Source organism: Erythrobacter sp. A6_0 (genome assembly GCF_017744235.1).
In the GTDB taxonomy this organism is placed as follows: domain Bacteria; phylum Pseudomonadota; class Alphaproteobacteria; order Sphingomonadales; family Sphingomonadaceae; genus Qipengyuania.
Genome location: NZ_JAGHQR010000002.1, coordinates 649,675 through 671,813, shown reverse-complemented (window position 1 = coordinate 671,813; position 22,139 = coordinate 649,675). Strand labels below are relative to the sequence as shown.

General features: G+C 63.9%; 21 protein-coding genes and 1 pseudogene. 6 read left to right on the top strand and 16 right to left on the bottom strand.

Annotated features, from left to right (window positions below; genetic code table 11):
* The 13 genes and pseudogenes from J7347_RS08875 to J7347_RS08815 all read right to left on the bottom strand — a co-directional run.
* Positions 1-414, bottom strand: a pseudogene (locus J7347_RS08875) (hypothetical protein); the annotation flags it as partial.
* The gene (locus tag J7347_RS08870) at positions 411-1,133 is read right to left on the bottom strand and encodes a TrbG/VirB9 family P-type conjugative transfer protein (protein WP_209161704.1); all 723 of its coding nucleotides are present in this window, start codon (positions 1,131-1,133) and stop codon (positions 411-413) included. The gene J7347_RS08870 and the pseudogene J7347_RS08875, both read right to left, overlap by 4 nt.
* The gene (locus J7347_RS08865) at positions 1,130-1,867 is read right to left on the bottom strand and encodes a type IV secretion system protein (RefSeq protein WP_209161703.1); all 738 of its coding nucleotides are present in this window, start codon (positions 1,865-1,867) and stop codon (positions 1,130-1,132) included. The genes J7347_RS08870 and J7347_RS08865 overlap by 4 nt, the downstream gene beginning before the upstream one ends.
* The gene (locus J7347_RS08860) at positions 1,864-3,054 is read right to left on the bottom strand and encodes a type IV secretion system protein (RefSeq protein WP_209161702.1); all 1,191 of its coding nucleotides are present in this window, start codon (positions 3,052-3,054) and stop codon (positions 1,864-1,866) included. Before J7347_RS08860 ends, J7347_RS08865 begins: the two co-directional genes overlap by 4 nt.
* Before the next feature lie 3 nt (positions 3,055-3,057).
* Positions 3,058-5,433 carry a VirB4 family type IV secretion/conjugal transfer ATPase gene (locus J7347_RS08855; RefSeq protein ID WP_209161701.1) on the bottom strand — a complete coding sequence of 792 codons (2,376 nt, stop codon included), beginning with the start codon at positions 5,431-5,433 and terminating at the stop codon, positions 3,058-3,060.
* Positions 5,412-5,699: a VirB3 family type IV secretion system protein gene (locus tag J7347_RS08850; RefSeq protein ID WP_209161700.1), complete on the bottom strand. Its 288-nt coding sequence runs from the start codon at positions 5,697-5,699 to the stop codon at positions 5,412-5,414. Before J7347_RS08850 ends, J7347_RS08855 begins: the two co-directional genes overlap by 22 nt.
* A gap of 185 nt (positions 5,700-5,884) precedes the next feature.
* A complete protein-coding gene (locus J7347_RS08845) occupies positions 5,885-6,055 on the bottom strand; it encodes a hypothetical protein (protein WP_209161699.1) in 171 nt (56 codons plus the stop codon).
* Positions 6,056-6,209: 154 nt separating this feature from the next.
* On the bottom strand, positions 6,210-6,614 hold the full coding sequence (locus J7347_RS08840) for a hypothetical protein (protein ID WP_209161698.1): 405 nt from the start codon (positions 6,612-6,614) through the stop codon (positions 6,210-6,212).
* Positions 6,615-6,684: 70 nt separating this feature from the next.
* On the bottom strand, positions 6,685-10,914 hold the full coding sequence (locus tag J7347_RS08835; RefSeq protein ID WP_209161697.1) for an RHS repeat-associated core domain-containing protein: 4,230 nt from the start codon (positions 10,912-10,914) through the stop codon (positions 6,685-6,687).
* 93 nt (positions 10,915-11,007) lie between these two features.
* Entirely contained in the window at positions 11,008-11,214 is a 207-nt protein-coding gene (locus tag J7347_RS08830) for a hypothetical protein (protein WP_209161696.1), read from the bottom strand.
* 297 nt (positions 11,215-11,511) lie between these two features.
* Positions 11,512-11,991: a hypothetical protein gene (locus tag J7347_RS08825; RefSeq protein WP_209161695.1), complete on the bottom strand. Its 480-nt coding sequence runs from the start codon at positions 11,989-11,991 to the stop codon at positions 11,512-11,514.
* Positions 11,984-12,544: a JAB domain-containing protein gene (locus J7347_RS08820; RefSeq protein WP_209161694.1), complete on the bottom strand. Its 561-nt coding sequence runs from the start codon at positions 12,542-12,544 to the stop codon at positions 11,984-11,986. The genes J7347_RS08825 and J7347_RS08820 overlap by 8 nt, the downstream gene beginning before the upstream one ends.
* A 351-nt stretch (positions 12,545-12,895) precedes the next feature.
* Complete coding sequence (locus J7347_RS08815) at positions 12,896-13,384, bottom strand: helix-turn-helix transcriptional regulator (protein WP_209161693.1); 489 nt, start codon at positions 13,382-13,384, stop codon at positions 12,896-12,898.
* 115 nt (positions 13,385-13,499) lie between these two features.
* Here J7347_RS08815 and J7347_RS08810 point away from each other — a divergent pair, with 115 nt between their 5' ends.
* Positions 13,500-14,090: a TIGR04282 family arsenosugar biosynthesis glycosyltransferase gene (locus J7347_RS08810; RefSeq protein WP_209161692.1), complete on the top strand. Its 591-nt coding sequence runs from the start codon at positions 13,500-13,502 to the stop codon at positions 14,088-14,090.
* Between the two features lie 2 nt (positions 14,091-14,092).
* Positions 14,093-14,809 carry a glycosyltransferase gene (locus J7347_RS08805; protein ID WP_348521594.1) on the top strand — a complete coding sequence of 239 codons (717 nt, stop codon included), beginning with the start codon at positions 14,093-14,095 and terminating at the stop codon, positions 14,807-14,809.
* Here J7347_RS08805 and J7347_RS08800 read toward each other — a convergent pair.
* Both J7347_RS08800 and J7347_RS08795 read right to left on the bottom strand, forming a co-directional pair.
* A complete protein-coding gene (locus J7347_RS08800) occupies positions 14,791-15,828 on the bottom strand; it encodes an SDR family oxidoreductase (protein WP_209161690.1) in 1,038 nt (345 codons plus the stop codon). The two genes, J7347_RS08805 and J7347_RS08800, sit on opposite strands and share 19 nt — an antisense overlap.
* A complete protein-coding gene (locus J7347_RS08795) occupies positions 15,822-16,880 on the bottom strand; it encodes a methyltransferase domain-containing protein (RefSeq protein ID WP_209161689.1) in 1,059 nt (352 codons plus the stop codon). The genes J7347_RS08800 and J7347_RS08795 overlap by 7 nt, the downstream gene beginning before the upstream one ends.
* Before the next feature lie 73 nt (positions 16,881-16,953).
* Between J7347_RS08795 and J7347_RS08790 the strand changes: the two genes are divergently transcribed.
* Genes J7347_RS08790 through J7347_RS08780 form a run of 3 tightly spaced genes read left to right on the top strand, consistent with a single transcriptional unit; the run spans position 16,954 to position 19,933 of the window.
* Complete coding sequence (locus tag J7347_RS08790; protein WP_209161688.1) at positions 16,954-18,372, top strand: FAD-dependent oxidoreductase; 1,419 nt, start codon at positions 16,954-16,956, stop codon at positions 18,370-18,372.
* Entirely contained in the window at positions 18,369-19,361 is a 993-nt protein-coding gene (locus J7347_RS08785; RefSeq protein ID WP_209161687.1) for a radical SAM protein, read from the top strand. Before J7347_RS08790 ends, J7347_RS08785 begins: the two co-directional genes overlap by 4 nt.
* A gap of 56 nt (positions 19,362-19,417) precedes the next feature.
* Positions 19,418-19,933 (top strand): YetF domain-containing protein, encoded by a 516-nt coding sequence (locus tag J7347_RS08780; protein WP_067684384.1) that lies wholly within the window; start codon positions 19,418-19,420, stop codon positions 19,931-19,933.
* Between the two features lie 30 nt (positions 19,934-19,963).
* On the opposite strand, the gene J7347_RS08775 is transcribed toward J7347_RS08780, so the two are convergent.
* Positions 19,964-20,659, bottom strand: a complete 696-nt coding sequence (locus tag J7347_RS08775; RefSeq protein ID WP_067684386.1) for a queuosine precursor transporter — start codon at positions 20,657-20,659, stop codon at positions 19,964-19,966.
* Between the two features lie 151 nt (positions 20,660-20,810).
* On the opposite strand from J7347_RS08775, the gene J7347_RS08770 reads away from it, so the two are divergent.
* Positions 20,811-22,133, top strand: a complete 1,323-nt coding sequence (locus J7347_RS08770; RefSeq protein ID WP_209161686.1) for a nucleoside transporter C-terminal domain-containing protein — start codon at positions 20,811-20,813, stop codon at positions 22,131-22,133.
* The last annotated feature ends 6 nt before the right edge of the window (positions 22,134-22,139 follow it).

Sequence of the window (22,139 nt, the reverse complement as noted above, 5' to 3'; positions counted from 1 at the left end):
TGTCGGCCGGGGGGGGAGGGCTTCGCGATAGGGTGCGGGGTCGGCGGGGCGGGGGGGCAACGGCGCAGGAGGCGGCGCGATATTGCGCGGGGCCGAGGGCTGAGCTGCCGGAGCGACCGGGCGAACAGGGGGCAGGGGATTGCGCGGTATTGCGCGGATGTACCGGATATCGTCCCCGTCGGCGTAGTCGTCACGCATGGCGAGAGGCGGCGGCGCGACGATGCGCGTGTTCTCGCTACCCGCGGCGGTCACGCGCGGTGCCTGCGAAGCTTCGCGGCTGGCGCTCATCGCGGTGAAAAGCCCGATCCCACCGGCGAGCAGGATAGCGAGGAAAATCCACATACCGGTATTGCCCCCGCCGGATCGCTGGACCACCGGCATCGGGTCCTGAGGGTTGCTTGCGGCCGTCATCATCGCGCAGCGTCCGCTTCCTCGGCACGGCGCGCGGTCGCCTTGTCCTTGTCGATACGGAAGACCAGCCGTTCGTAGACCCGGTCGATTTCGAACGCGTCCCCGCGCATGTACCCGTTCACGACCTCCTCGTCGCCCGTCGGGCCGATCGCGAAGATTGCGGGCAATGCTTGGCCGGGCGCAAACAGGATGCGGGTGCGCGTGCCGTCATCCCCTATCTGCAGCGGTCGCACCGACCGGTCGCCGCGCAGGCGATAGATTCCCTTAGGAGCGGTTGCGGGCTGAGTGGCGACCGGGGGCCGGGGAGGGCCGAGATTCCGTGCCTTCGGCTCGGCCCGACTATCGAGCACCTGCACCAGCAAGGCTGCGTTGAAATTGTCTCCGGTCTGGAGCGTGAACAGATATTGCCGCCGATCAGTCGTCACTGTGAGCGCGCTCTCCGCGTCGGGAACGCGCGGGGTAACGTGGAAGCTGTCGCGCTCGGGCGAGATGCGCCGGTCCCACTGTTCGGGAAAGGCGAGGCTGTCGGCGACGATCCGTTCGCCCGGCTGGAGCACGACGGTGAGCCCGGTCATCGGCAGGGCGGTCAGGATGATGCGCTGTCCGTTCTGCCAGGCCACGGTCTGGAGGCGCGGATTGGTCGGGCCCGGATCGGGCAGGATCTGCGCAATCGCGGGCAGGGCGAACAGCAGCGTGGCCGGCAGGATTGCGAGGCGCATCATTGCTCCGTCCCGCCCCTTTCGCCGGGCACGGCGACGACCGTTGGGACCGCTTCGGGCAGAGTCTCGGCATCCTTGCGATAGCGCGTCACTTGGAAACCGAGCGGGTTGGTCAGGCGATCCTGTGCGCTCATCTCGGCTCCCGAATACTGCCAGGTCACCACTGCCGCCCAATATTGCGGAGCCTGATCGCGGCCTGCCGGATCGGTGCGCACGGTGGTGAAGCGCACCAGCGACCGGTCGGCGGCGAGGGAGGAGACGCTTCTGATTTCGACCTTTATCACTGCGCGGAGCGGCAGGTCGCCGAAAGGATTTTCGGGCGAATTGGGTTGCATCAAGCGCAGGTAACGCTCGCGCGCTTCGCCTGCCGACCAGAGCGCGACGCGCGTATAGTCGCGGGCCAGGCTGTCGATATCGTAGCTTTCGCGCGCGATCACATACTGGACGAGGAAGGACCGCGTCAGCGCCGTATCCGCGCTGACCGTCTCCACATCGAGCGGGGCGAGCGCTTCGACATGACCCGTCTGGCGATCGACCAGAAGGGTGTAGGGCTCGACCGTCTTCAACGGTAGCAGGACGACCAATGCGATCGCCAGCAGCAGCGCTATCGCGGCGGAGACACTGGCGACGATCCAGGCGGTGCGGCGCGATCGCTCGATATCCTGCGTGACGCTGCGCGCCCAGCTGTCCTCGATGGCGACGTCGGTGGTGTGGAAATCGGTTTCCAGTCTGGTCATCGGTTGCGATCCCGCTCGCTCGCCGCGCGCGATCCGCGATAGGCGCTGCGCCGCCAGCTATTGCCGAGGCGGTCCGGGGATTGGGCGGCAGCGGACGGAGCAGCGCTGGCCGGGGCGGCGAGCTGGCGGATGTCGGTGCGGCTCGACGAGCTGGTGGAGGTCTCGCGCCTCAGGGTCGTTTCCATGCTTTGCGATATCCGTTCGGCGCGCGATGGCAGCGCCCGTGTGTCGCTGGTCGACCCCGCCGGAGCCGGCATCGCTCCCGGCCCGCGCATTGCGATCACTGGAATGGCGGGTAGAGTCAGCCATCCCCGCTGCCAGGCGATCCGGCCCATCAGCCAGATCATCCCGAGCTTCACCAGCGTGAAGGCGAGCGTCATCGCAAGCAGTTCGGTCGGCGCGGAGGGTGCGGCATATCCGAGCATGCGCAGGCGCAGCGCGTCGGCCAGCCAGGGCTCGAGCACGGACAGCTCGACAGCGGTCGCGATCGTTACCGCCACCATGCCCACCAGCGCGAGCACCAGCCCGCGCAGCCATCCCGAAAACAGCCCGCGCGTCGCTTCGAACAAGAGCAACGCCGCTGCAAGCGGAGCGAAAGCCAGCAGCAAACCGCCTGCGATCCGCAGCAGAGCGAGCGAGCCGATCAGTCCCGCGATCCAGACGACGCGCGCATAGCCGAAGCCGCCATCGTCCTCGATCGCCACGCCGCCGAAGCGCGATCCGGGATCCTCGCTGTCGACGAATTGTCCGATCTGCCGGCCCGTCCCCAGCTCGGTCAATCGCACCATGGCACTGTCGGCCTGTTGGAGCCGGTCGGTCAGCCCGGCGTTCTGCGGCGCGACCAGCGATCCGCCCATCGTCCCGGCGATTTCGGCGGGCGCGTCCAGCACCGCGTCGTGGATCACCGTGCGGAAGGCGGGCCAGGAGAAGGCGAGCGTCAGGACGATGTCGATCTTGAGCACGTCCAGCACCACGTCGCGCGCCGCGGGCGTTGGGCCGAACAGCAGGCGGATGCCGAACAGCGCGACGAACAGCGTCAGCAATCCGGTGACGACCAGCGACGCGGTCGAGCCGGACTGGCCCAGCGCCTCGTACCCGTAACTGCCAAGATAGCGCGACTGGCAGTCGATATGCTCGATCAGGCGCGAGACGAACCGGTCGCCGGTGATGATCGCGGGACAGGCCATGATCTATGCCGCCCGCTCCAGGAGCGGCTGCATCCAGTCCGCCGGATCGGTGCCGTGCGTATCCGCGATCTCGTCGAACAGGCGCACCGTCGCCTCGCGGCCCGACAGGATCGTCAGCAATTTGCTCTCTCCCGTGAGGTCTAGCCGCGCGACCACGCTTTCCTTGCCGTGGCGGATCAGGAAGCAGTGCGAGGCGTCGGGCAGGGTCCGCACGAGATCGTATTCGTGGCGGCTGAGGCCGAAGCCGTTGACGTAATCCTCCGCCCGAGCCTTGGGATTGATCATGAAAATCTGGGTCGCCGCCTGTTCGATGATGGCGCTGGCGATCCGGCTTTCGAGCGCATCCTGCGCGCTCTGGGTCGCGAAGCCGACGATGCCGTTCCGCTTGCGGATGGTCTTTTCCCAATCCTTGATGCGCTTCACGAAGATATCGTCGTCGAGCGCCTTCCACCCCTCGTCGATCACGATCACGGCGGGCGTCCCGTCGAGGCGTTGCTCCACGCGGTGGAAGAAATAGAACATGGCGGGCGTGCGCGTGGTGGGATCGTCGAGGATCGCGGTCATGTCGAAGCCGACTGTTTCCTGCGCCAGATCGGTAGCATCGCGCGCATTGTCGAACAGCCAGGCCCACTCGCCCGAACCCCACCACGGTTTGAGCCGCGCATAGAGATCGCCGCCATGCGGGCGGTCGCCGCCACGGAACAGTTCGACCAGATGGCGCAGCCGCCGCATTTCGACAGGCTGGAGGAAGCTGGTCTCCACCGCCTCGCGGATTTGTTCGGCCTCCTCGCCGTCGACGCCGCCTGCCAGCAGGCCGAGCCATTCGTTGAGGAAGGCGCGGTTGGCGGGCGTGTCTTCGAGTTGAAGCGGATTGAGGCCAGACGGCTCGCCCGGACGCAGCCGGTCGTAACTGCCGCCGATCGCGCGGATGAACAGTTCCGCCCCGCGATCCTTGTCGAAGAAGATCGTGCGCGGACGAAACCGCCTTGCCTGTGCCAGCAGGAAATTGAGCACCACCGTCTTGCCCGATCCCGATGGGCCGATGATCGTGAAATTGCCCAGATCGTGCTGGTGGAAATTGAAGAAATACGGCCCTGCCGCCGTCGTCTCGAACAGAGTGACCGCCTCGCCCCAGTGGTTGCGCCGTGCGCGGCCGACCGGGAAGTTATGGAGGCTTGCGAAGCCTGCGAAGTTCGTCGTCGAAACGAGGCCGCGCCGCGCGATATAGCGGAAGTTCGCCGGAAACTGCGCCCAGAAGGCAGGCTCCAGCGCCATATCCTCGCGCACGGCGGTGATGCCCAGATCGGCGAGCAGCGCGATCACCTCGGCCACATGGCGATTGAGCCGCTCAAGATCGTCCGCATGGATCGCGATGGTCGTGTGATGTTCGCCGAACCCGGCGCGCCCCGCCGCGACCTCGTCCTTGGCGAGGCCGAGCTCGTCGCGCAGCGATACCGCCTCGTCCTCCGCCGAACGCATCCGGCGCAGCGCCAGATTCATCCGCCCCAGCGCCTCGCGCCGTTCGACGAAGGCGAAGCTCTGGCTCATCGTCATTTCGAACGGCAGCCGCGTCAGCTCATCGAACATTCCCGGCATGGTGAGCGAGGGCCAGTCCTTGATCGAAACCAACGCGACGAAGCCGCGCTCCAGATGCCCCGCAGGCGCCAACTCCACCGTATCGCGTCCGAAGCTGATGCGGCGCGCGGGCAGATGATGGCCGATATCGCCATGCGGAACCACCATGGGCCGCATGGTGCCGTTGACGAGATAGGACAGGAATTCGAGCGGTTCGGACCGCACCCCGTCCGCGCTTTCATACGTGCCGAGCAGGCGTGGATCGTATGCGCCCAGCGCCGCCACCAGCGCGTCGCGCGCATTGTCGAGCGCCTGCTTCTCGCCCGCGATCAGCGCCGCATCGCGCTGCGACGTGCGGGCGAACCAGCCGCGCATCCGGTCAGCTATCCCGACCCGACCCTGCAGGGGGCGGCGCACGATCGTCAGGAACAGCTCGTTGACGTAGAGCTGCTTGCCCGCCAGCCGCGCGCGCCAGCTCTCGTCGAGCCGCTGCGAGAATTGATCCGGAAAGGACCCATCTAGCTCGGCATCGGCGCGGCGGCGGACGAGATGGTGGTAGATCGCGAAGCGCGACGTGCCGATCGCGCGCAGCATCGCATCGCGCAATTCGGCCCGGTAATCGAGTTCGTCGCCATCCGCCGTCTCGAAGAGCAATCCGCCCAGGCGCACGGTCTGCATCAGCAATCCGTCGCGCGTCTCGATAGTGTGCGCGTCGATATGGCGCGCATAGGGCAGATGCGCCCCCGCCGGCATTTCGCGCGCGGCCACCTTGGGATCGCGGGTCAGGGGCGGTAGGAATTGCATTGCCACAGATCGTGGTTCTTGACGCGCGGACAGGTGCGCATCCGCGTGATCCAGAGGTCGAAGAAGCGCGGCTCGTTAAGGCATGCGAGCACGCCGACGCCGTGCACTGCCACCGCCACCAACAGCACCCACCAGGCGCGAAAGATCAGAAACAGCTCGACCGCGATCACGGCGTTGATGACGAAGAAGCTGTAGGTCACCCCCGCAAACATCTGCGGCCGTGTGAGCGCAGTGAACAGCGTATCGCGACGTATCTGCTCGGCCATGATGGTGCGACGACCCTCCCGTAAGGTGTGGGCGTTGGTTTCAGGGAAACGGACGCGATTTCAAGCGAGGGGCGGGCGCAGATGGGTCCGAAAGCGATGTTTAGATCCTGTTCACAGACTGCCTTGGTAAAGCTGCGGTCGTCGGTTTGTAGGTAGTGGCGATCTCTCAAGCCCGAATCTTCGTTTCAGACCAGCAGACTGCACACGCCATGGCCGTGGACATAGGGGCGCGTCGTCTGGTTGGCGCTGCTATATTCGGCGATCGTCACAAGACCGTCATCGACTGAGCGGGTGTCGGTCGAAGGGCCGGTAAGGTATTTGAGCTGCCCTATTGGAACAAAAAAGAGCAAACCCACCGGGGCCGATGCGCATAGCTCGAAAGGAAGTTCACGCTCGAATGGCCCAAGTTGTCGGTGCGTTGAGCCGAGGCAAAACCGGAGTCAGATAATACGGAACCGGTCCGGCGAGGACAGGTAGATAGTTCTTCAAAACTAGACGCTCGCGTTGTGGCTAAGAGTTTTCACAAGAAAACTCGCCAGACCCATTCCCACCGATTGGCATTACTCGGTATTCCTGATTGGCGAAATGAAAGACTGTGCTTGCCTCATGTGGCCGTGGCTTTGATCTATATCGAAAAGTGAGATTTAGATCATTGCCTAGGCCAGCGTTAGTTATCGAAATACGAAGCATGCTTTTCTTTTCGATAGTCATCAAGATCAATGGGCCGGTAGTACTGTCAAGAACTGCATGTCCGTGCTCCAAGCTTTGCAACTCTCGCTGCGCTTCCTCACCCCGATCAAAAACGTCCATTCCTTCTTCGCGAGCGAGCGATATGAGATACTCCCTAAAATCTTTCGCGCCACCTTCAGAGGAGAAGCAGACACTGTATTCCTCTCTTTCATTCAGCTCAGCCATATGTCCGGCACATCCAAAAAGAAAAAATAGAGGAAATGCATTCCGAATAAGTGTTTTAAGATTTAACATATCACCACAATCTACGTGCGCTACAGTCAGCAGCGTTCAAACTGCCAATTGCCGAGAAAAATGCATAGCCGGTAGCCTCGTTTTCACGTGCCCTAGCCCATGAAACATTCTCCCCTCGACCCGTTATTTCATATCGCGAACCCAGGGCTGATACGGATATTTGAATGGTAACAGTCCCCGAATGGTAGCGATGTGTCGGCTGAGTGATATTTACGATTGTCAGCGTGTTTGGCGAAACAATTTGAGTGATCGGATTCGAGCCTCCCAAGCTGATATCCTGCGTTGTGCCCTCGCGTGCATAGGGAGAGCCTGGAGCAGAACGTCCAGGCTGTCTGAAGGTTTCAAATAATTCGGTGGGCTTACAGAACGCAATATCGCTTATGTAATAATAATGCGTAGGTTTGTCAGCCGTGACGACAATTTCATTTGCTGCACTCACTGAACCTTCAGAATTTCCGTTACTTTCGGTTTCTTCGGTGCACAGCCTCTGGGGTACGGTATAGCTCACAAGAACGCCGGTCGGAGTGTTCTCTTTACCAGGTGCGCCAACATACCATTCGTCAAATTTCACCGTGACGCCAACGTTGCGGCAGGTCGTCACTAACCCCGTCGGATCGGTAAAATTCACCGGATCTCCGCCGACATAATTGTACATATTCATGCCATCGGCGTAGCCGATCGGGTCGGTCTGCATGAACCGGCCGAGAGTGGGCGAGTACATGCGGGCCTTGTAATAATAGAGGCCAAGCTCCGGCAACCAGGTCTGGCCGGTATAGCGGAACCGTCCAAGCCCCGCGCCGCCCGGGATGCCGTATTCGTCGTAGCTGTTGATGCCGAGGAGCGCGCCCGAGGCGTTCGAGACGGCGGTGACCGAGCCGCGCTCGTCGGTGTGGAGGTAGCGGCGGTCGCCCGTGCCCGCACCTTCGTACCAGACCAGCGGATTGTCGACGCCGGGCCCGTGGACGTAGCGGCGCATCATCTGGTTGGCGCCGTTATATTCGGCGATCATGTCCACCCCGTCATAGGCGAAGCGGGTGTCCGTCGAAGGGCCGGTATAGCGGTAGAGCCGCCCGATCGGATCGTAGACCAGCTGGCCCGAGCCGCTGGGATGCGAGTAGCTCGTGAGGAAGTTCTCGCTCGAATAGCCGAACGCGTCGCTGCCCGAACTCGTCAGATTGCCGCGCGTATCGTAGCCGAGCGAGACTCCGCCCGCCTGCGTATACTGGTTGAGGCCGTTCGCCGTATAGTAGCGATCGGCGTTCGCCAGCTGGTCGAAGGCGTAGCTGTCGTTCGACTGGGTCGTCTGCGCGATCTGGCCTGCCGGATTGTACGAGAAGCCGCGCGTGTTGTCGCCATTGCTACCCGCGATATCGGTGACCAGCGAGCTCAACCGCCCGACCGGATCGAACGCCACCGATTGCGTGGTGCCGTTCGCGTAAACGATCGAGCTGGGATTGCCTGCGCTGTCGTAATTCCACGTCGCGAGCGCAGTGCCGCCATATTCGCGCAAGTACCGCATCGAGCCGTCGGCGAGATAATCGTAAGTGACGTAGAACCCGTCCGCCCAGGTCATGCGCGTCCTTCGTCCGGCGGCATCGTATTGGTAGCTGGTGGTCCCGTAGGGGCCGGACTGCGACGTGTTGCGGCCAAGGGCATCGTGCGCGAAGCTCAGCGTCTGGCCGTTCTGCACGGCCTGCGTCAACCGGCCCATCAGGTCGAAGGCATAGGTGGCATCGGATTCGCTGCCGGGCAGGTTCTTCGAGGTCAGACGGCCGAGATTGTCGTAGCCGTAATATATCGTCTGCCCATCGCGCAGGCGGCGGCTGGTGACGTTGCCCGCATTGTCGTAGCCCAGCTGTTCGTAATCGTTCGGGTTGGAGGCGTTCTTCGATCCCGCATAGGGGAACCGGGTCTGCGAGAGCCGGTCGAACGTGTCGTAGACATAGGTCGTGCGGTTGCTCTCCCCATCGGTCAGCGTCTGGGTGCGGCCGTTCAGAGTGAAGGTCGCGACGTAATCGTTACCGACCTCGGCCGTGCCGACGCCGCTTTCGACGCGCACGATCCGATCGTCGCCGTCATAGTGATAGCGGGTGATGCGGTCCGGCCCCTGATTGCCTGTGGTAGCCAGCGTGCAGGCGGCGGGAAGGCTCGCATAGGTCGAGGGGTTCATCCTGACCGCGACGCATTGCAGGCGGTTCTGCGCGTCGTAGCCGTATTGCGTCAGGCTGTAGATCTGGCCGCCCGAGACGAGCCGCTGCTGCGTGCGGCGCCCATTCGCGTCGAAGATGTTCTCGACCCGCTGGCGCACGGTCATCCCGTCGAGATTGCTTTGCGCAGTGCCGGTCGTGGTGCCGACATCGGCATAGAGGACCTGTCCTGCGTCGTCATAGGTGTAGCGGATGGCCTGTCGCGGCATGGCGCCCGATCCGTCCGGGTCCGGTCCGATCGTGCCCCGGCGCCGGTCGCGCTGGTCGTAGAAATGGTAGCTCGTATCCCCGCTGCCCGGAAGCGGCCCGTCGACGGTCAGGACATTGCCGCGCGCATCGTAGGTGAACTGGCTGGTCGATGAGATCGCGCCATTGCCGCTCGCCAGTGTGACGGAGACGGGATAGCGCCCCTTTGAGTCGTATTGCAGCGTCGTCACGCGCTCATTTGCAGAGCCTGAGCAGCTGGCCGCCGAGCTACATTCGCGCTGGCGGGTGAGCTGATACTTGCCGTCGATCGCGGTGTATTCGAAATAGGTCGTCGGGCGCTGGCCCGATGCCGCTGCAGGGCGGCGGACTTCGGTGAGCATGCCGTGCGTCGTACTGTAGTAATAATCGGTCTGCTTGCCGCGCGCATCGATCGTATAGGTCGGCTTGTTGCAGGCCTTGGGGTTCGACGAACAGGACAGACCGAACTCTGCATAGGTGTTGATCTCGCCGCCTGTCTTGCCGACGATCTGCGTCCGGGTGACATTGCCACGCGCATCGCGATAATAGTGGACGTAATTGCCTTCGGGGAAGGTCGTGCGCTGGAGCAGCCCGCTCGCGTAATAGGTGTTGGTCTCGCTCGCGCCGCGCGCGTCGGTCACCGTGCCGGGGCGCCCGATACTGGGATTGGTGACCACCTGTCCGTCGCCGCCGCCCGCATCGCTCTTGGCGACCACGGTGTTGCCGCCGGAAGAACTCCAGCTGTAATTCGTGGTCGCTCCATCGTCGGTGACCGAGGTCACCTTGTTGGTCGTATCGCGCGTGACGAAGAGCGTGTCGCTCGAACGCCCCGGCTTGCGGATCGCAAGATTGGCGCCATTGGTCGTAATCCGCCAATCGCCAGACTGGCTGTTGGATATCACGAGCACATTGCTGGCAGGCCGCTGATACGTGACCGTTTGCGACCCGGCGCCGTCCGGCCCGTTGGAGGTGTCGTAGAACTCGACGGTCTTGCGGTTGTAATAGCTCGGCGGGGGGAAGCCGGCATTATAGCTGGCCTGATCGCTGTCGTAGCTGATCGCCATCGTGTAACCGGCGTTGCTCGAAATGCGGTCCAGCCGGAAGGGCGAGAAGCACTGCTGGCTGCCGCCGCCGCCGAAGCCGCCGCCTCCCAGCTCCCCACCGCCGCCAAGGCCTCCGCCCGGAATTGCAGGCTGACCGTTCTCGAAGCATTCGGTCTGCACCATCCAGAGAAGCGAATAGACGACGCCATTGGGACGGCGCACCTCGACCGGAAGCCCGCAGCTGGTCCCGTCCGTGCTGCAACCCGGGCCGCTATATTGCGCCTGGACTCCCGGATACATCGACAGAGACGAAGGCGATTTATAAGTGATCTCCACTCCCTCGGACGAGCGGTAGGTCCACGCGCCGCCGCTTCCCGTCAGCGTGCCGCCATTCGCCTTCGCCGACACCCAAGTGGAGCCTGAAAGCGTGAATTTCTCCGACACCTTGCCGAGGCTGACCGTCGCCACCGTGCCGCTGTTCGTGAGCTGGAGCGTGCCGCTCCAATTGTCCTGAAGACCGTTCTGCCCGTAATAGCGCACGAGCGCGATCGCCCCGTCGCCCGAGCCGATGCTGCCTTCGAGGATGTCGAGGTAATAGCGCCCATTGGTGAGATCGACGCCGTTCTCGTCGGTCGCGACCCATGGATCGACCGGCGCGGCGGTCTGCTGCGCCATGGCGGGTGCCGAAAGGCCTGCGCAAAGAATGGTCGATGCCAGCAGGCCGATCTTGCCTGCGCGCGCTCCCAATAGGCTCATGGAAAATCCTCCCCGAATGAAGACGATCGAAGCCGAGGGCCAACCTCTCCTGCGAGGCGCCCGAACATTGGCTTGCGATCGGTTTTTAAGAAATCAGCGGCCGGTGGTGCGGACCCGCTTGCGATTGTCGGCTTTGTCGTGCTCGTAATCGGTTGCCGTGCCGTTATTCGTCCCGCCCGAACGCTGGACCTTCACGAGCCGACCCTTCGCATCGTAAGTATAGGTCGTCGTTTCGGATGCGTGACCGGGGGACGCAAAGGAAAGAGCGGATATAGCCGCGACGGCGAAAAATAATTTCATGATGTAGCCCTCCAATTGCCTAAAGCATGAGCTTATCGGGCCGAGGGTCAAGCATCGAATATTCTTGAATGACGCTATTAATTAGATTTAATATCTAAAAAAAATTCTCTGGCCTTAAAAGTTATTAATCACTTTCATATTTCTGTTTGGAGGGTTTCGAAATCAGTCGGGAGTTGCGCGCTTGGCGCGAGCCAATAGTCTCGTGGCACGAGCGACAAGGGGAAGCTTCGGCGCAGTCAATGTCCGCCCCATAGTGTGTCCGCCAATTGCGGACGGCTTGTGGCGCGACGCGGTTTGTCAGCTTCTCGAAAAATAGTCCGAGAGGGCTGCCACCGCCGTGTCGGTCAATTCGAGCCAGCAGCGGCGGCCATCGGAGGCGTCGTTGGTCCTGCGGCACCAGCCCCTGCGCACCAGATCGTTGATGTGGCGCAAAGCCGTCGAAGTGGGCACGCGCGCGGCGAGGCAGGAGGACGAGATCGATACGTCCCGTTCTTCCAGCCGATTGACGAAGAGATCGACGAGAATGTTCCACGTCGCACCGTCGCACAGATCCTCTGGAAGATATCTCTCCCGCATGGCGCGCGCTTCGAGTTCCTGCTTGGCGGCGAGGCGAAGCTCGGCCTCGTTCGTCGTCGTAATCGCTTCGGGCGATCGCTTGGTCACGTTTTTGCCGATCGCCGCCCGTCCCCTGGGAGCGACCAATGTGGAAGTTTCGGGGCTCTGGCTGCGAAATTCATCCGCGAGTTCATCCCGCAGAGCGCTGGACCGACTAGTCATCGCGAGAAATCCTTTCGAAGACCGAGCGTATCTGGGTTCCTCCCACGACGAGATGGTCGATCAATCGTAGTTCGAGCTTCTGGGCGAGCGCTTGGATGGCGCGCGTTTCGCGTTCGTCCTGTGCGCTTGGAACGGGCGTTCCCGATGGATGATTGTGGACGAGCAGGAACGAGCGGGCGTCGAGCGCCATCGCCTTTTGCACGACGACCCTCGCCGAGATCGCGACAGAGTCTTGAACGCCGGATGCGAGCGTTTCTTCCGCGATGAAGCCTCCCGCCTCGTCGCAGAAGAAGGCCAGCAGCACTTCGTGACGCAGATGGCCGATCCGCCTGACCAGGTAGCGGTGCAGGGCTGGATCTTCGGGAGCGAGAATTGTCCTGTCGAGCTGTTCGCGCAGACCCGCTTCGATCAGATCGCGTGTCGCCAGAACGATCTTCACGACATCGTCTTGTCCGAGGATCCTGCGAAACTCGCTTTCGTCGCTGCACGTAAAGGCGGCGATCGACCCGAATTGCCGAAGTATCGAGGCCGCCGTGTCCGAAGGTTTGTCCACCCCCAGCTCGTTCAGCCTTTCGGCGAGGTAGGCGACCCGTCCCCCGCAACGCGCAGCCGGTGAAGGGCAGGCGTTACGCAGACCGCCATTATGATCGGCGTCGTATCGGCCGCTTCCCGTGTCCCGAAGCGGATTGGCTTCGAACGATGTTTGGCGATTGAGACGGGCTGAAATGCTGCGAAGCATGGAATCCGGACCCTATCTGCCGCCCGCGCGAGCCGCACGGCTGCCATCGGCGTCCGTGGTTGCGAGAAAGGAAGCCGCCGATCGATCGCAGCGAGCCCGGTCGGGATGCAGGTCCAACATGATCTCCTCCAGCGTGCATGGCATCGCCGGAAGAGGGGATCGCGATCAGCCGAGCATGCTCGCCAGCGCGTCCGCAACCACCAGGCCCGATCCGAGAAGAACCATCGTCAGGGCTGCGATCGCCACGATCAGCAGGACCCGCATGCCTTTTCCCAGATGCCGGGGCTCGATGTCCGACAATGACCGAGGCGCTTCGACCCATGGCGCAGGCTCCCTGAAGGCGGCTGCGTCGTGGAATTCGAAAGTACCCCTCGGCGACGGAGTTTCTGCCAGTTCCGGGGCCGGATCGACTATTGGTGTCGCGCTACATGTAGTAGCAGACGGTGTGTCGAGGAGGAGTTGAACCGCCTCGGCGCGTGTCGCCACGCCGAGCCGCTGGCGCGCCGCATCGAGATGCGCCTGAACGGTGCGCGGCGAGATATCGAGGTCGCGAGCGATCTGTTTGGTATTGAAATGGCGCGCGGCCAGATCGAGCGCATCGAACTGCTTTTCGGTCAGTTCCACAGGACCGGAAGGAGTCGAAATGGTCGGCATCGCGCGGTCGTATCGCGCCTTCGCGATCTTTGGAAGCCGGACCGTGGGAAGCCTTGGCGAATGGCGCGCCGCATTGCCTTTGCGTGGCCCCCGTCGCGGCGCTATCGCCGTATCCATGGCGTCCCCCACGATATCGATCTTTGCGCGTTTGCCGGTTCCGGGGAAGGCCAAGACGCGGCTGATCCCGGCGATCGGCGAGGAGAGCGCGGCGCGGGTCTATGCGCGATTGCTGAACCATACAGTGGCGCAGGTTGAGGCGAGCGGGCTGCCGTTCGAATTGCGCGTGACCGGAGGCGAGATGGCCGCGTTCGGCGAGTTGTTCGGCAAGGATGTCCGCGTCGTCGAACAGGGCGAGGGCGATCTCGGCGCGCGGATGGCGCGGGTCGATGCGCCTGCCATCATCATCGGCAGCGATTGCCCGGCTGTGACGCCGGAACTGTTCCGCGTCGCAGCGCGCGAGCTTGCGGAGCGCGACGTGGTGATCGGCCCGGCGAGCGATGGCGGTTATTACCTGATCGGCCTGGCGCGCCCGATGCCGTTCCTGTTCGCGGAGATGGAGTGGAGCACCGAAACGGTCTTCGCCGAAACGCTGGCGCGGCTCGCGGCGCAAGGGATCGGCCCTGCGGTCCTGCCCGAGCTGGACGATATCGACACGCCCGGCGATCTCGCCCGTTGGCCGGACTTCGCTGCGGTGTCAGGCCAGTGAGCGTGGCGCTGGTCATCCCGGTGCTGGACGAGGCCAAGGCCTTGCCGGCTCTGGTCGAAAGGCTGGCGGCGCTCGATCCCCCGCCCACCGACATCCTGATGGTCGATGGCGGCAGCGCGGACGCTTCCATAGCCATTGCGCGTGTGGCGGGGTGGCGCGTGATCGAGAGCGAACGGGGCCGGGCGGTCCAGATCAATGCGGGCGTGGCCCAAGCGCGCGGCGATCTGGTCTGCGTGTTGCATGCCGACACCCTACCTCCTTCGGACATGGTCGCCGTAATCGAAGAGACGCTGGCGGACAGGCGGATCGCGCTCGCGGGTTTCACGCCGCGCATTTGCGGGCCGGACAAGACCCGCTGGGTCACTACCGCGCACAATATCGTCAAGACCTGGTACGCGCCGCTGATTACTCGCCCGCATCTGTTCGTGCGCGGCGTACGCCTCCTGTTCGGCGACCATGCGATGTTCTTTCGCCGCGCCGATTTCCTGAAGCTCGGCGGCTGCACTCCGGGCGATACGGTGATGGAAGAGGCGGATCTGTGCGTTCGCTTCGCGACACTGGGTCGCGTGAAGCTGGTGCCCCGCTGGATCGAGACTTCGGACCGGCGGATCGCGGAATGGGGGCCGTGGAAGGCGAACTGGATTTATTTCAAGGTCGGCATGCTATGGGCCTTCGGCCTGCGGGACCGGATGGCGAAGCATTACCCCGACGTGCGCTGAGCGTCCGGCTCGGCCAGAAAACCTGCGGCGATGCAGTAATCGATCAACCGCCTCATGTAATCCGATCCGGTCACGGGGCAGGCGAGGCCGGTGACGGCGCGGAAATTATCGTCTCCAAAGTGCGGATCGCGCTGGAAATAGCTGGCGTACAGCCGCGCCACGCGCCGGAACAGACGGCGTTCGAGCGCGGGAAGCATAGCGGCGTCGAAGCTTTCGGGCGGCACCAGCTCCGGTTCGTGGAAATGGGGATAGGCGCCGATCGACGCGGTGAAGTCCGCGACCGCGAGAGGCTGGGCGGAAACCAGATGATAGGTTCCGCCCCTGGCCGCCTCCATCCGCTCGGCCAGTTCGACGATCCCCCGCGCAACGTGGTCGATCGGCACGAAGTCGAGACTTGCGCTCGGGCGCGCAGGCATGTGCCGCACGCGGCCCTCGGCAATCAGCTTGAACGCGGCATAGGTCGTGTCGAATTGACGGATCGCCCCGGTATCGGATGCGCCGACCACGATGGAGGGCCGGGCGATCGCCCAGTCGAGCGCGGAGGCACGCACCAGCCGCTCTCCCGCCGCCTTGCTCGCTTCGTATCCATTGGCGAAGCCCGTTTCGGGGAGCGGGTCTTCCTCCGCGATCGGCCCATCCCGACGCCCGCAGGCATAGGCGGTGGAGACGTGGAGCAGCGCCATGCCGCCCGCTTCCGCCAGCGCAATCGCGTGGCGCGTTCCGGCCACGTTGACGGCGTCGTATTCCTCGTCGGTCAGATCGAAGCGGACAGTCGCAGCGCAGTGGATCAGGAGGTCGTGCGTCTGGGCGATCCGCGCGAAGTCCGCCTCGCTCCAGCCGAAATGCGGTTGCGAGACATCGCCCGCCAGCGTCTCGATCGCGACGTCCGACCCGTCATTGGCGCGGATATCGCGATTGCGATGGACGAGCCCGGTCACGCGGTGCCCATTCGCGACAAGGCGCGCGCAGACCTCGCCGCCCAAGAGGCCGGCGGCACCGGTTACGAGGACTTTCAGCAACAGGCTGTGGGCGCGGAAGTGTCGGATGCGGGCCCGGTCGCGCCGAACGGCACGGCGACGCCGCAATCGGGGAAGACGCCGTAATGCGTCGTGAAATCGCCGAAGAAGTCGAAATGCTCGGCAAAGCGCGTGTCGGCCAGCATCTTCCAGCTATTGCCGCAGATCGGGAACATCCGGCCCGCTTCGATATGGTGGTGGCCGTCGAGTTCGAACACGCGCTCCTGCCCCGGAACCGTCCCGCGATAGCGGACCGCCTGTCCGTAATCCTCGCACTGGCTTTCCAGCCCGTCGAGCTTGAACAGACGATACGTCGCCGAATGGAAGGCGATACCGTCGAGCTTTTCCTGCACCGCCTTGTCGCCGATGCCGAGCGGACGGCTGGTGACGAGGCGCGGGTCGAGGAAGCCGGAGGATTTGGCGAGCGCCAGGAAGTCGCCCCAATAGAGCGCACCCGACAGGCATTCGCCGTGCAGGACGGGATCGTCGCGCAGGTTTTCGGGCACGCGGCGCTCGCTGTAGACGTCGCTGAAATAGAGCTCGCCGCCTGGTTTCAGCAGGCGATGCGCCGCTTCGAACACGGCGCGTTTGTCGGCGACGAGATTGATCACGCAGTTCGAGACGATGACGTCGAAATGCCCTTCCGGCAGGTCGAGATCGCCCAGTTTCTCGATATCGCCTTCGAGGAAGCGGACGTTCGATTTGTCATAGCCGAAGCGCTGGCGGTGCCAGTCCTCGTGCCCGCGCGCGACGGCGAGTTGTTCGGGCGTGGCATCCACGCCGGTGACCGAGCCTTCCGATCCCACCAGCTGGGCCAGGATATAGGCATCCTGCCCGCTGCCCGATCCCAGATCCAGCACATGGCAGCCCGCAATCGCCTGCGGAGCGACGAGGCCGCAGCCATAATAGCGCGCCTTCACTTCCTCGTGCACATTGCGCAGCGCCGACAGGATTTCGGGCGGGGGCGCTTCCATTGTGCAGCAGGCATCGGTCTTCAGGTCGGACGATCCGGCCAAAACCTTGCCGTAATAGTCCTGCGAGTTTTCGAGGTTCATCGTGTGCGGCCCTTATTGGCGTGTGTGCGGGTTCCGGTTCGCATTGCCAGCTTTATCGGGTAGGCCACAAGCGATGAAATTCACACATGACGTGATCGTGATCGGCGGCGGTGCCGGCGGGCTGACCGCAGCGGGCGGCTGCGCGCTGTTCGGATTGAAGGTGGCCCTCATCGAAGGCCACAAGATGGGCGGCGAATGCCTCAACAATGGCTGCGTGCCGTCGAAAGCGCTGCTCGCCGCGGCCAAGCGCGCCGCGGTGGCGCGCAAGGGCGAGAGCATGGGCGTCAGGATCGCGCCGCCAGAAATCGATTGGAGCGGTGTAAAGGGGCAGGTCCGGCGCGCGATTGCCGATATCGAGCATCACGATTCGGTCGAGACGTTCGAGGAGATGGGCTGCGAGGTCATTCTGGGCCATGCGCGGCTGACGGGGAAGCACTCGGTCGAAGTCGCGGGAAGGACGCTGCAAGCGCCCCGCATCGTCCTTGCAACCGGATCGCGCCCCTTCGTCCCGCCGATCGAGGGGATCGACGGGGTGCCCTATCTCACCAACGAGAATGTGTTCGAGTTGGACGAGCAGCCCGGCCATCTGGTGATCGTGGGCGGCGGCAATATCGGGATGGAAATGGCGCAAGCCTTTCGCCGACTCGGTAGCGAAGTGACGGTGATCGAGCCCGATGCCATCATGGGCCGCGACGATCCCGACTGCGTGGCGGTGATGGTGGAGGCCTTGCGCGAAGGGGGCGTGCGCTTCGTTCACCGGAAGGCAAAGGCCGTGTCGGGCGCGGCCGGATCGATCCGTCTGGAGATCGAGGGCGCGGAGGCGGTCGAGGGCAGCCACCTGCTGATCGCGACCGGGCGCACAGCGCGCGTGGAAGGATTCGGAGCGGAAGAGCTCGGCCTCGAACTCGGCAGGAACGGCTTCGCCGTCGACAAGCGGCGCCGCACCAGCCTGCGCTCGATCTACGCCATCGGCGATTGCCGCGACGGGATCAGGCTGACGCATGTTGCGGGCTATGAGGGATCGAATGTGGCGCTCGAAATCGTCACCGGCCTGCCGACCAAGGTGGATTATACCGCGCTGCCCTGGTGCACCTATACCGATCCTGAAATCGCCCAGGTCGGCATGACCGAGAGCGACGCGCGCGAGAAGCACGGCGATGCTATCACGGTGGTGCGCGAGGAGTTTTCCGAGAACGAGCGCGCGGTCGCCGAGGGGGCGTCGAGCGGCCATCTCAAGCTGGTGATGAAGGGCAAGAAAGTCCTCGGCGCCAGCGTGGTAGGCGTGAATGCGGGCGAATTGCTGCTCCCGCTCGCGCAGTCGATCACCGGCAAGACGAGCACTTTCGCTCTCGGCAGCGCCATCATCGCCTATCCGACCCGCAGCGAGATTTCGAAGGCCGCCGCCTTCAGCGCGTGGGAGCCGACCGTGTTCGGATCGCTGCCCAAGAAATACGCGGCTCTGGTCGCCAAAGTGAGACGGATTTTCGCATGAGTACGAGCACCAAATCCCGTAACGCGCCGACCGGACCATCGCCCTTCGCGGTCGAGGCGGCGGCGCTGCCGGTCGAGAAATTTTCCGATCCCGAGGTGACGGCCAAGGGCGAGCCGCGCGCGCATGTTCCGCTGACCGCGCTCGAAACGCTGTGGTTCAACACAGGAACCCTGTGCAATCTCGCCTGCGCGAGCTGCTATATCGAGAGCAGCCCGACCAACGATGCGCTGGCCTATATCGCGGCGAAGGACGTCGCCCGCTTCCTCGACGAGATCGAAATCGACGGGATGGGCACACACGAGATCGGCTTCACCGGGGGCGAGCCGTTCATGAATCCGGACATGCTCGCCATGCTGGACGATGCGCTCGGGCGCGGCTTCGAAGCGCTGGTCCTGACCAATGCGATGAAGCCGATGCGGCGGCACGAGGCGGCGCTGGTCGCGCTGCGCGAGGCGCATGGCGACCGCCTGACGCTGCGGGTGAGCCTCGATCATCACACGCAGACCGTCCACGAGGCGGAGCGCGGCCCCCGAAGTTGGGAGGCCGCGATGGACGGGCTGCGCTGGCTATCGCGCGAAGGCTTCTCGCTCGCCGTCGCCGGGCGGCTGCTGCCGGGCGAGGGCGAGGCGGATGCGCGCCAGCATTATGCCGCCCTGTTCGAGCGCGAGGGAATCCACGTCGATGCGCGCGATCCGGCGCGGCTGGTGCTGTTTCCCGAAATGGACGAGAGCAAGGACATCGCCGAGATCACGACCGCCTGCTGGTCGATTCTCGACAAATCGCCAGCGGACGTGATGTGCGCGACCAGCCGCATGGTCGTCCACCGCAAGGGCGAAGCCGCGCCGCGCGTCGCCGCCTGCACGCTAATCCCCTACGATCCCGGTTTCGATATGGGCGGCGATCTTGCCGAAGCCTCGCGCGAGGTCTCGCTTAATCACCCGCACTGCGCCCGCTTCTGCGTACTGGGCGGGGCGAGCTGTTCGGCCTGATCCGGCGGCAAACAATTATCAGGGGACACTCCTGCGCTTCTGGACGTTGAGCGGGCATGTTCTTCGAAAACACGCTTCTCGATCTGGTCGCCCGCGGCTTCGCCCTGGCCGCGATGGGCATTTTCTGGGTGGTGGTATTGATCCGCCTCAACGGCCTCAGATCGCTGTCCAAGATGACGAATTTCGACTTCGTCATGACGATCGCGCTCGGCTCGCTACTGGCGACTGCCGCCGGCGCCGATAGCTGGCAGGTATTCGGCCAGTCCCTTGCCGCTCAGGCTGCCCTGTTCTTCGTCCAATGGGGCACCGCGAAATTGCGCCGGAGTTCGGACACCATAGAGACCGTGATGCAGAACGCGCCCGTATTCCTGATGCGGGACGGTCAGTTCTGCGAAGACGCGCTTGATACGACGCGGGTCGCGAAGAGCGACGTCATCGCCAAGCTGCGCGAGGCGAATGCGCTCGATCTCGACAAGGTACACGCCGTGGTCCTCGAGACGACCGGGGATGTTTCCGTTTTGCACGGTGACAGGCTGGATGAACGACTGATCGAGAACGTGACTGCGCAATAGAGCGTAAAATCACGGTCGAGCGAACTGCCCTCAAGCCCGCCGATCGAGGTCCCGATCCAGCCACCGCGCCAGGGCGACGCCGCCGGTAATCAGGAACGGCACCAGCACCACGCTCAGCGTGACTTTGGCGATCACCTGTCCGATCAGCAGCGGAGTGATGTCGAACTGGCCGTAAAAGGCGAGCGTCACGAAAATCACCGAATCGATCGCCTGGCTGAGCGCGGACGCGATCGCACCTCGGATCATCAGCGCGATGGTGCCGCCTTCTCCATCGCCCCTGAGGCGCGAGAAGATCCAGACATTCAGCAGCAGCGAGACGATATAGGCCGCCGGGCCCGCTGCCATGATGCGCGGGGTCTGCGCCAGCACGCGCTCGAACGCGGCGAGGTCCTCGCCCCGATATTGAACCATGTCGGGCGCGGCGGGCAATTGCAGCACCAGCAGGATAAGCCCCGCCGATATCGCCAAGGGAAGAAAGCCGAACCAGACCAGCCGCTTGGCCAGCTTCTCGCCATAGAGCTGGGCGATAGTGCTCGAGATCGCGACGAGCAGAAGAAAGGCGAAAATGCCCGCCTCCACCGCAAGATCGGTCGGCCACAACCGCACCTGTTTGAACGCCAGCACGCCAGCCAGCACCGTCATCCCGCCATAGAGCAACGTATAGACGAACAGGCCCAAGGGCATGCTGGCGGCATTGGCGCGGGCGGTGTTGTGCGGCTCGCTCATGGCGCGGGACTCCGAAAATGGGGGCTACGTTTGTGTGTGCTTCTAGGGTCGCGAAATTGACTAACGCGGCTTCGCGCGCAAGAGAGCGGTCGGTTTCATCCGCAATTACCCGATTCCAGTCACCGCTCCAGCCTCTGCGCGAAAGGCCCGCATGCCGCCCATTGTCTTCAGCCTGCTCGGCATCGTTGCGATCCTTGCCATCGCCTTCTTGCTTTCGACCGGCAAGCGGCGCATCCGGTTGCGCGTGGTGGCGGCCGCCTTCGCCCTGCAGGCGTTGATGGCGTTTCTGGTGCTTGCGACGAGCGGCGGGCGCGCGGTCATCCGCGGCATGTCGGACGGGGTGGCGGCGCTGCTTTCCTATGCCGATCAGGGCACGGCCTTCCTGTTCGGCGCGGCGGAGAACAATCCGCTGTCGAACACGTTTGCGCTTGCCGCGCTGCCGGTGATCATCTTCTTCGCCGCGCTCGTCTCCATCCTCTATCACCTCGGCATCATGCAGCGCGTGGTACGCTGGGTCGGCGGAGCGATCGGCTGGGTGACGGGTATCTCCAAAGTCGAATCGCTGGGCGCGGCGGCGAACATCTTCGTCGGCCAGTCGGAAAGCCCGCTGGTGGTTCGCCCCTATCTCGCCGCGCTGGCGCCCAGTCGGCTGTTCACGCTGATGACGGTGGGGATGGCCGGCGTCGCGGGCACGATTCTCGCCGCCTATGCCGGATTGCTCGGCCCCGAATACCTTCCCTTCCTGCTCGCCGCCGCGTTCATGTCGGCACCCGGCGGGATTCTGATGGCGAAGATCATCATGCCCGATGACGGCGAGCCTTCGCCCGAAGCCGAAGGCGAGCTGAGCCTTCCCAAAACGCGCATCAGCGGCGATGGGCCCGCCGCCATCACCGAGGGCGACAAGGCGCACGAAGTCGAGGTCGCCGAAACCTTCGAGGAAGGGCATCGCCCCGCCAATGTGATCGAGGCAGCCGCGCAAGGCGCGCAGACCGGCGTCAAGCTGGCAGTCGCAGTGGGCGCGATGGTGCTCGCCTTCGTGGCGCTGGTGGCGCTCGCCAATGGCCTGCTCGGCGTGGTCGGCGGCTGGTTCGGCTATGAAGCGCTTTCGTTCCAGATGGTGCTCGGCTGGGTATTCGCGCCGGTCATGTTCCTGATCGGGATACCCGAATGGAGCCAGGCGCAGATCGCGGGCGGGCTGTTCGGGACCAAGATCGTCCTCAATGAATTCGTCGCCTTCATCGAATTGGGCGCGCTGGATGCGGCCGCGCTGACGGAGCGCAGCCGCGCCATCGTCACCTTCGCGCTGTGCGGCTTTGCCAATTTCAGCTCGATCGCAATTCAGATGGCGGTGACCGGCGGGCTTGCCCCTAATCAGCGTCCCGTCATCGCCAGGCTCGGCCTGCGCGCGCTGGCCGCCGGGTCGCTCGCCAATTTGATGAGCGCCGCGCTCGCCGGCCTGTTCCTTCCCTATTAGACCGAC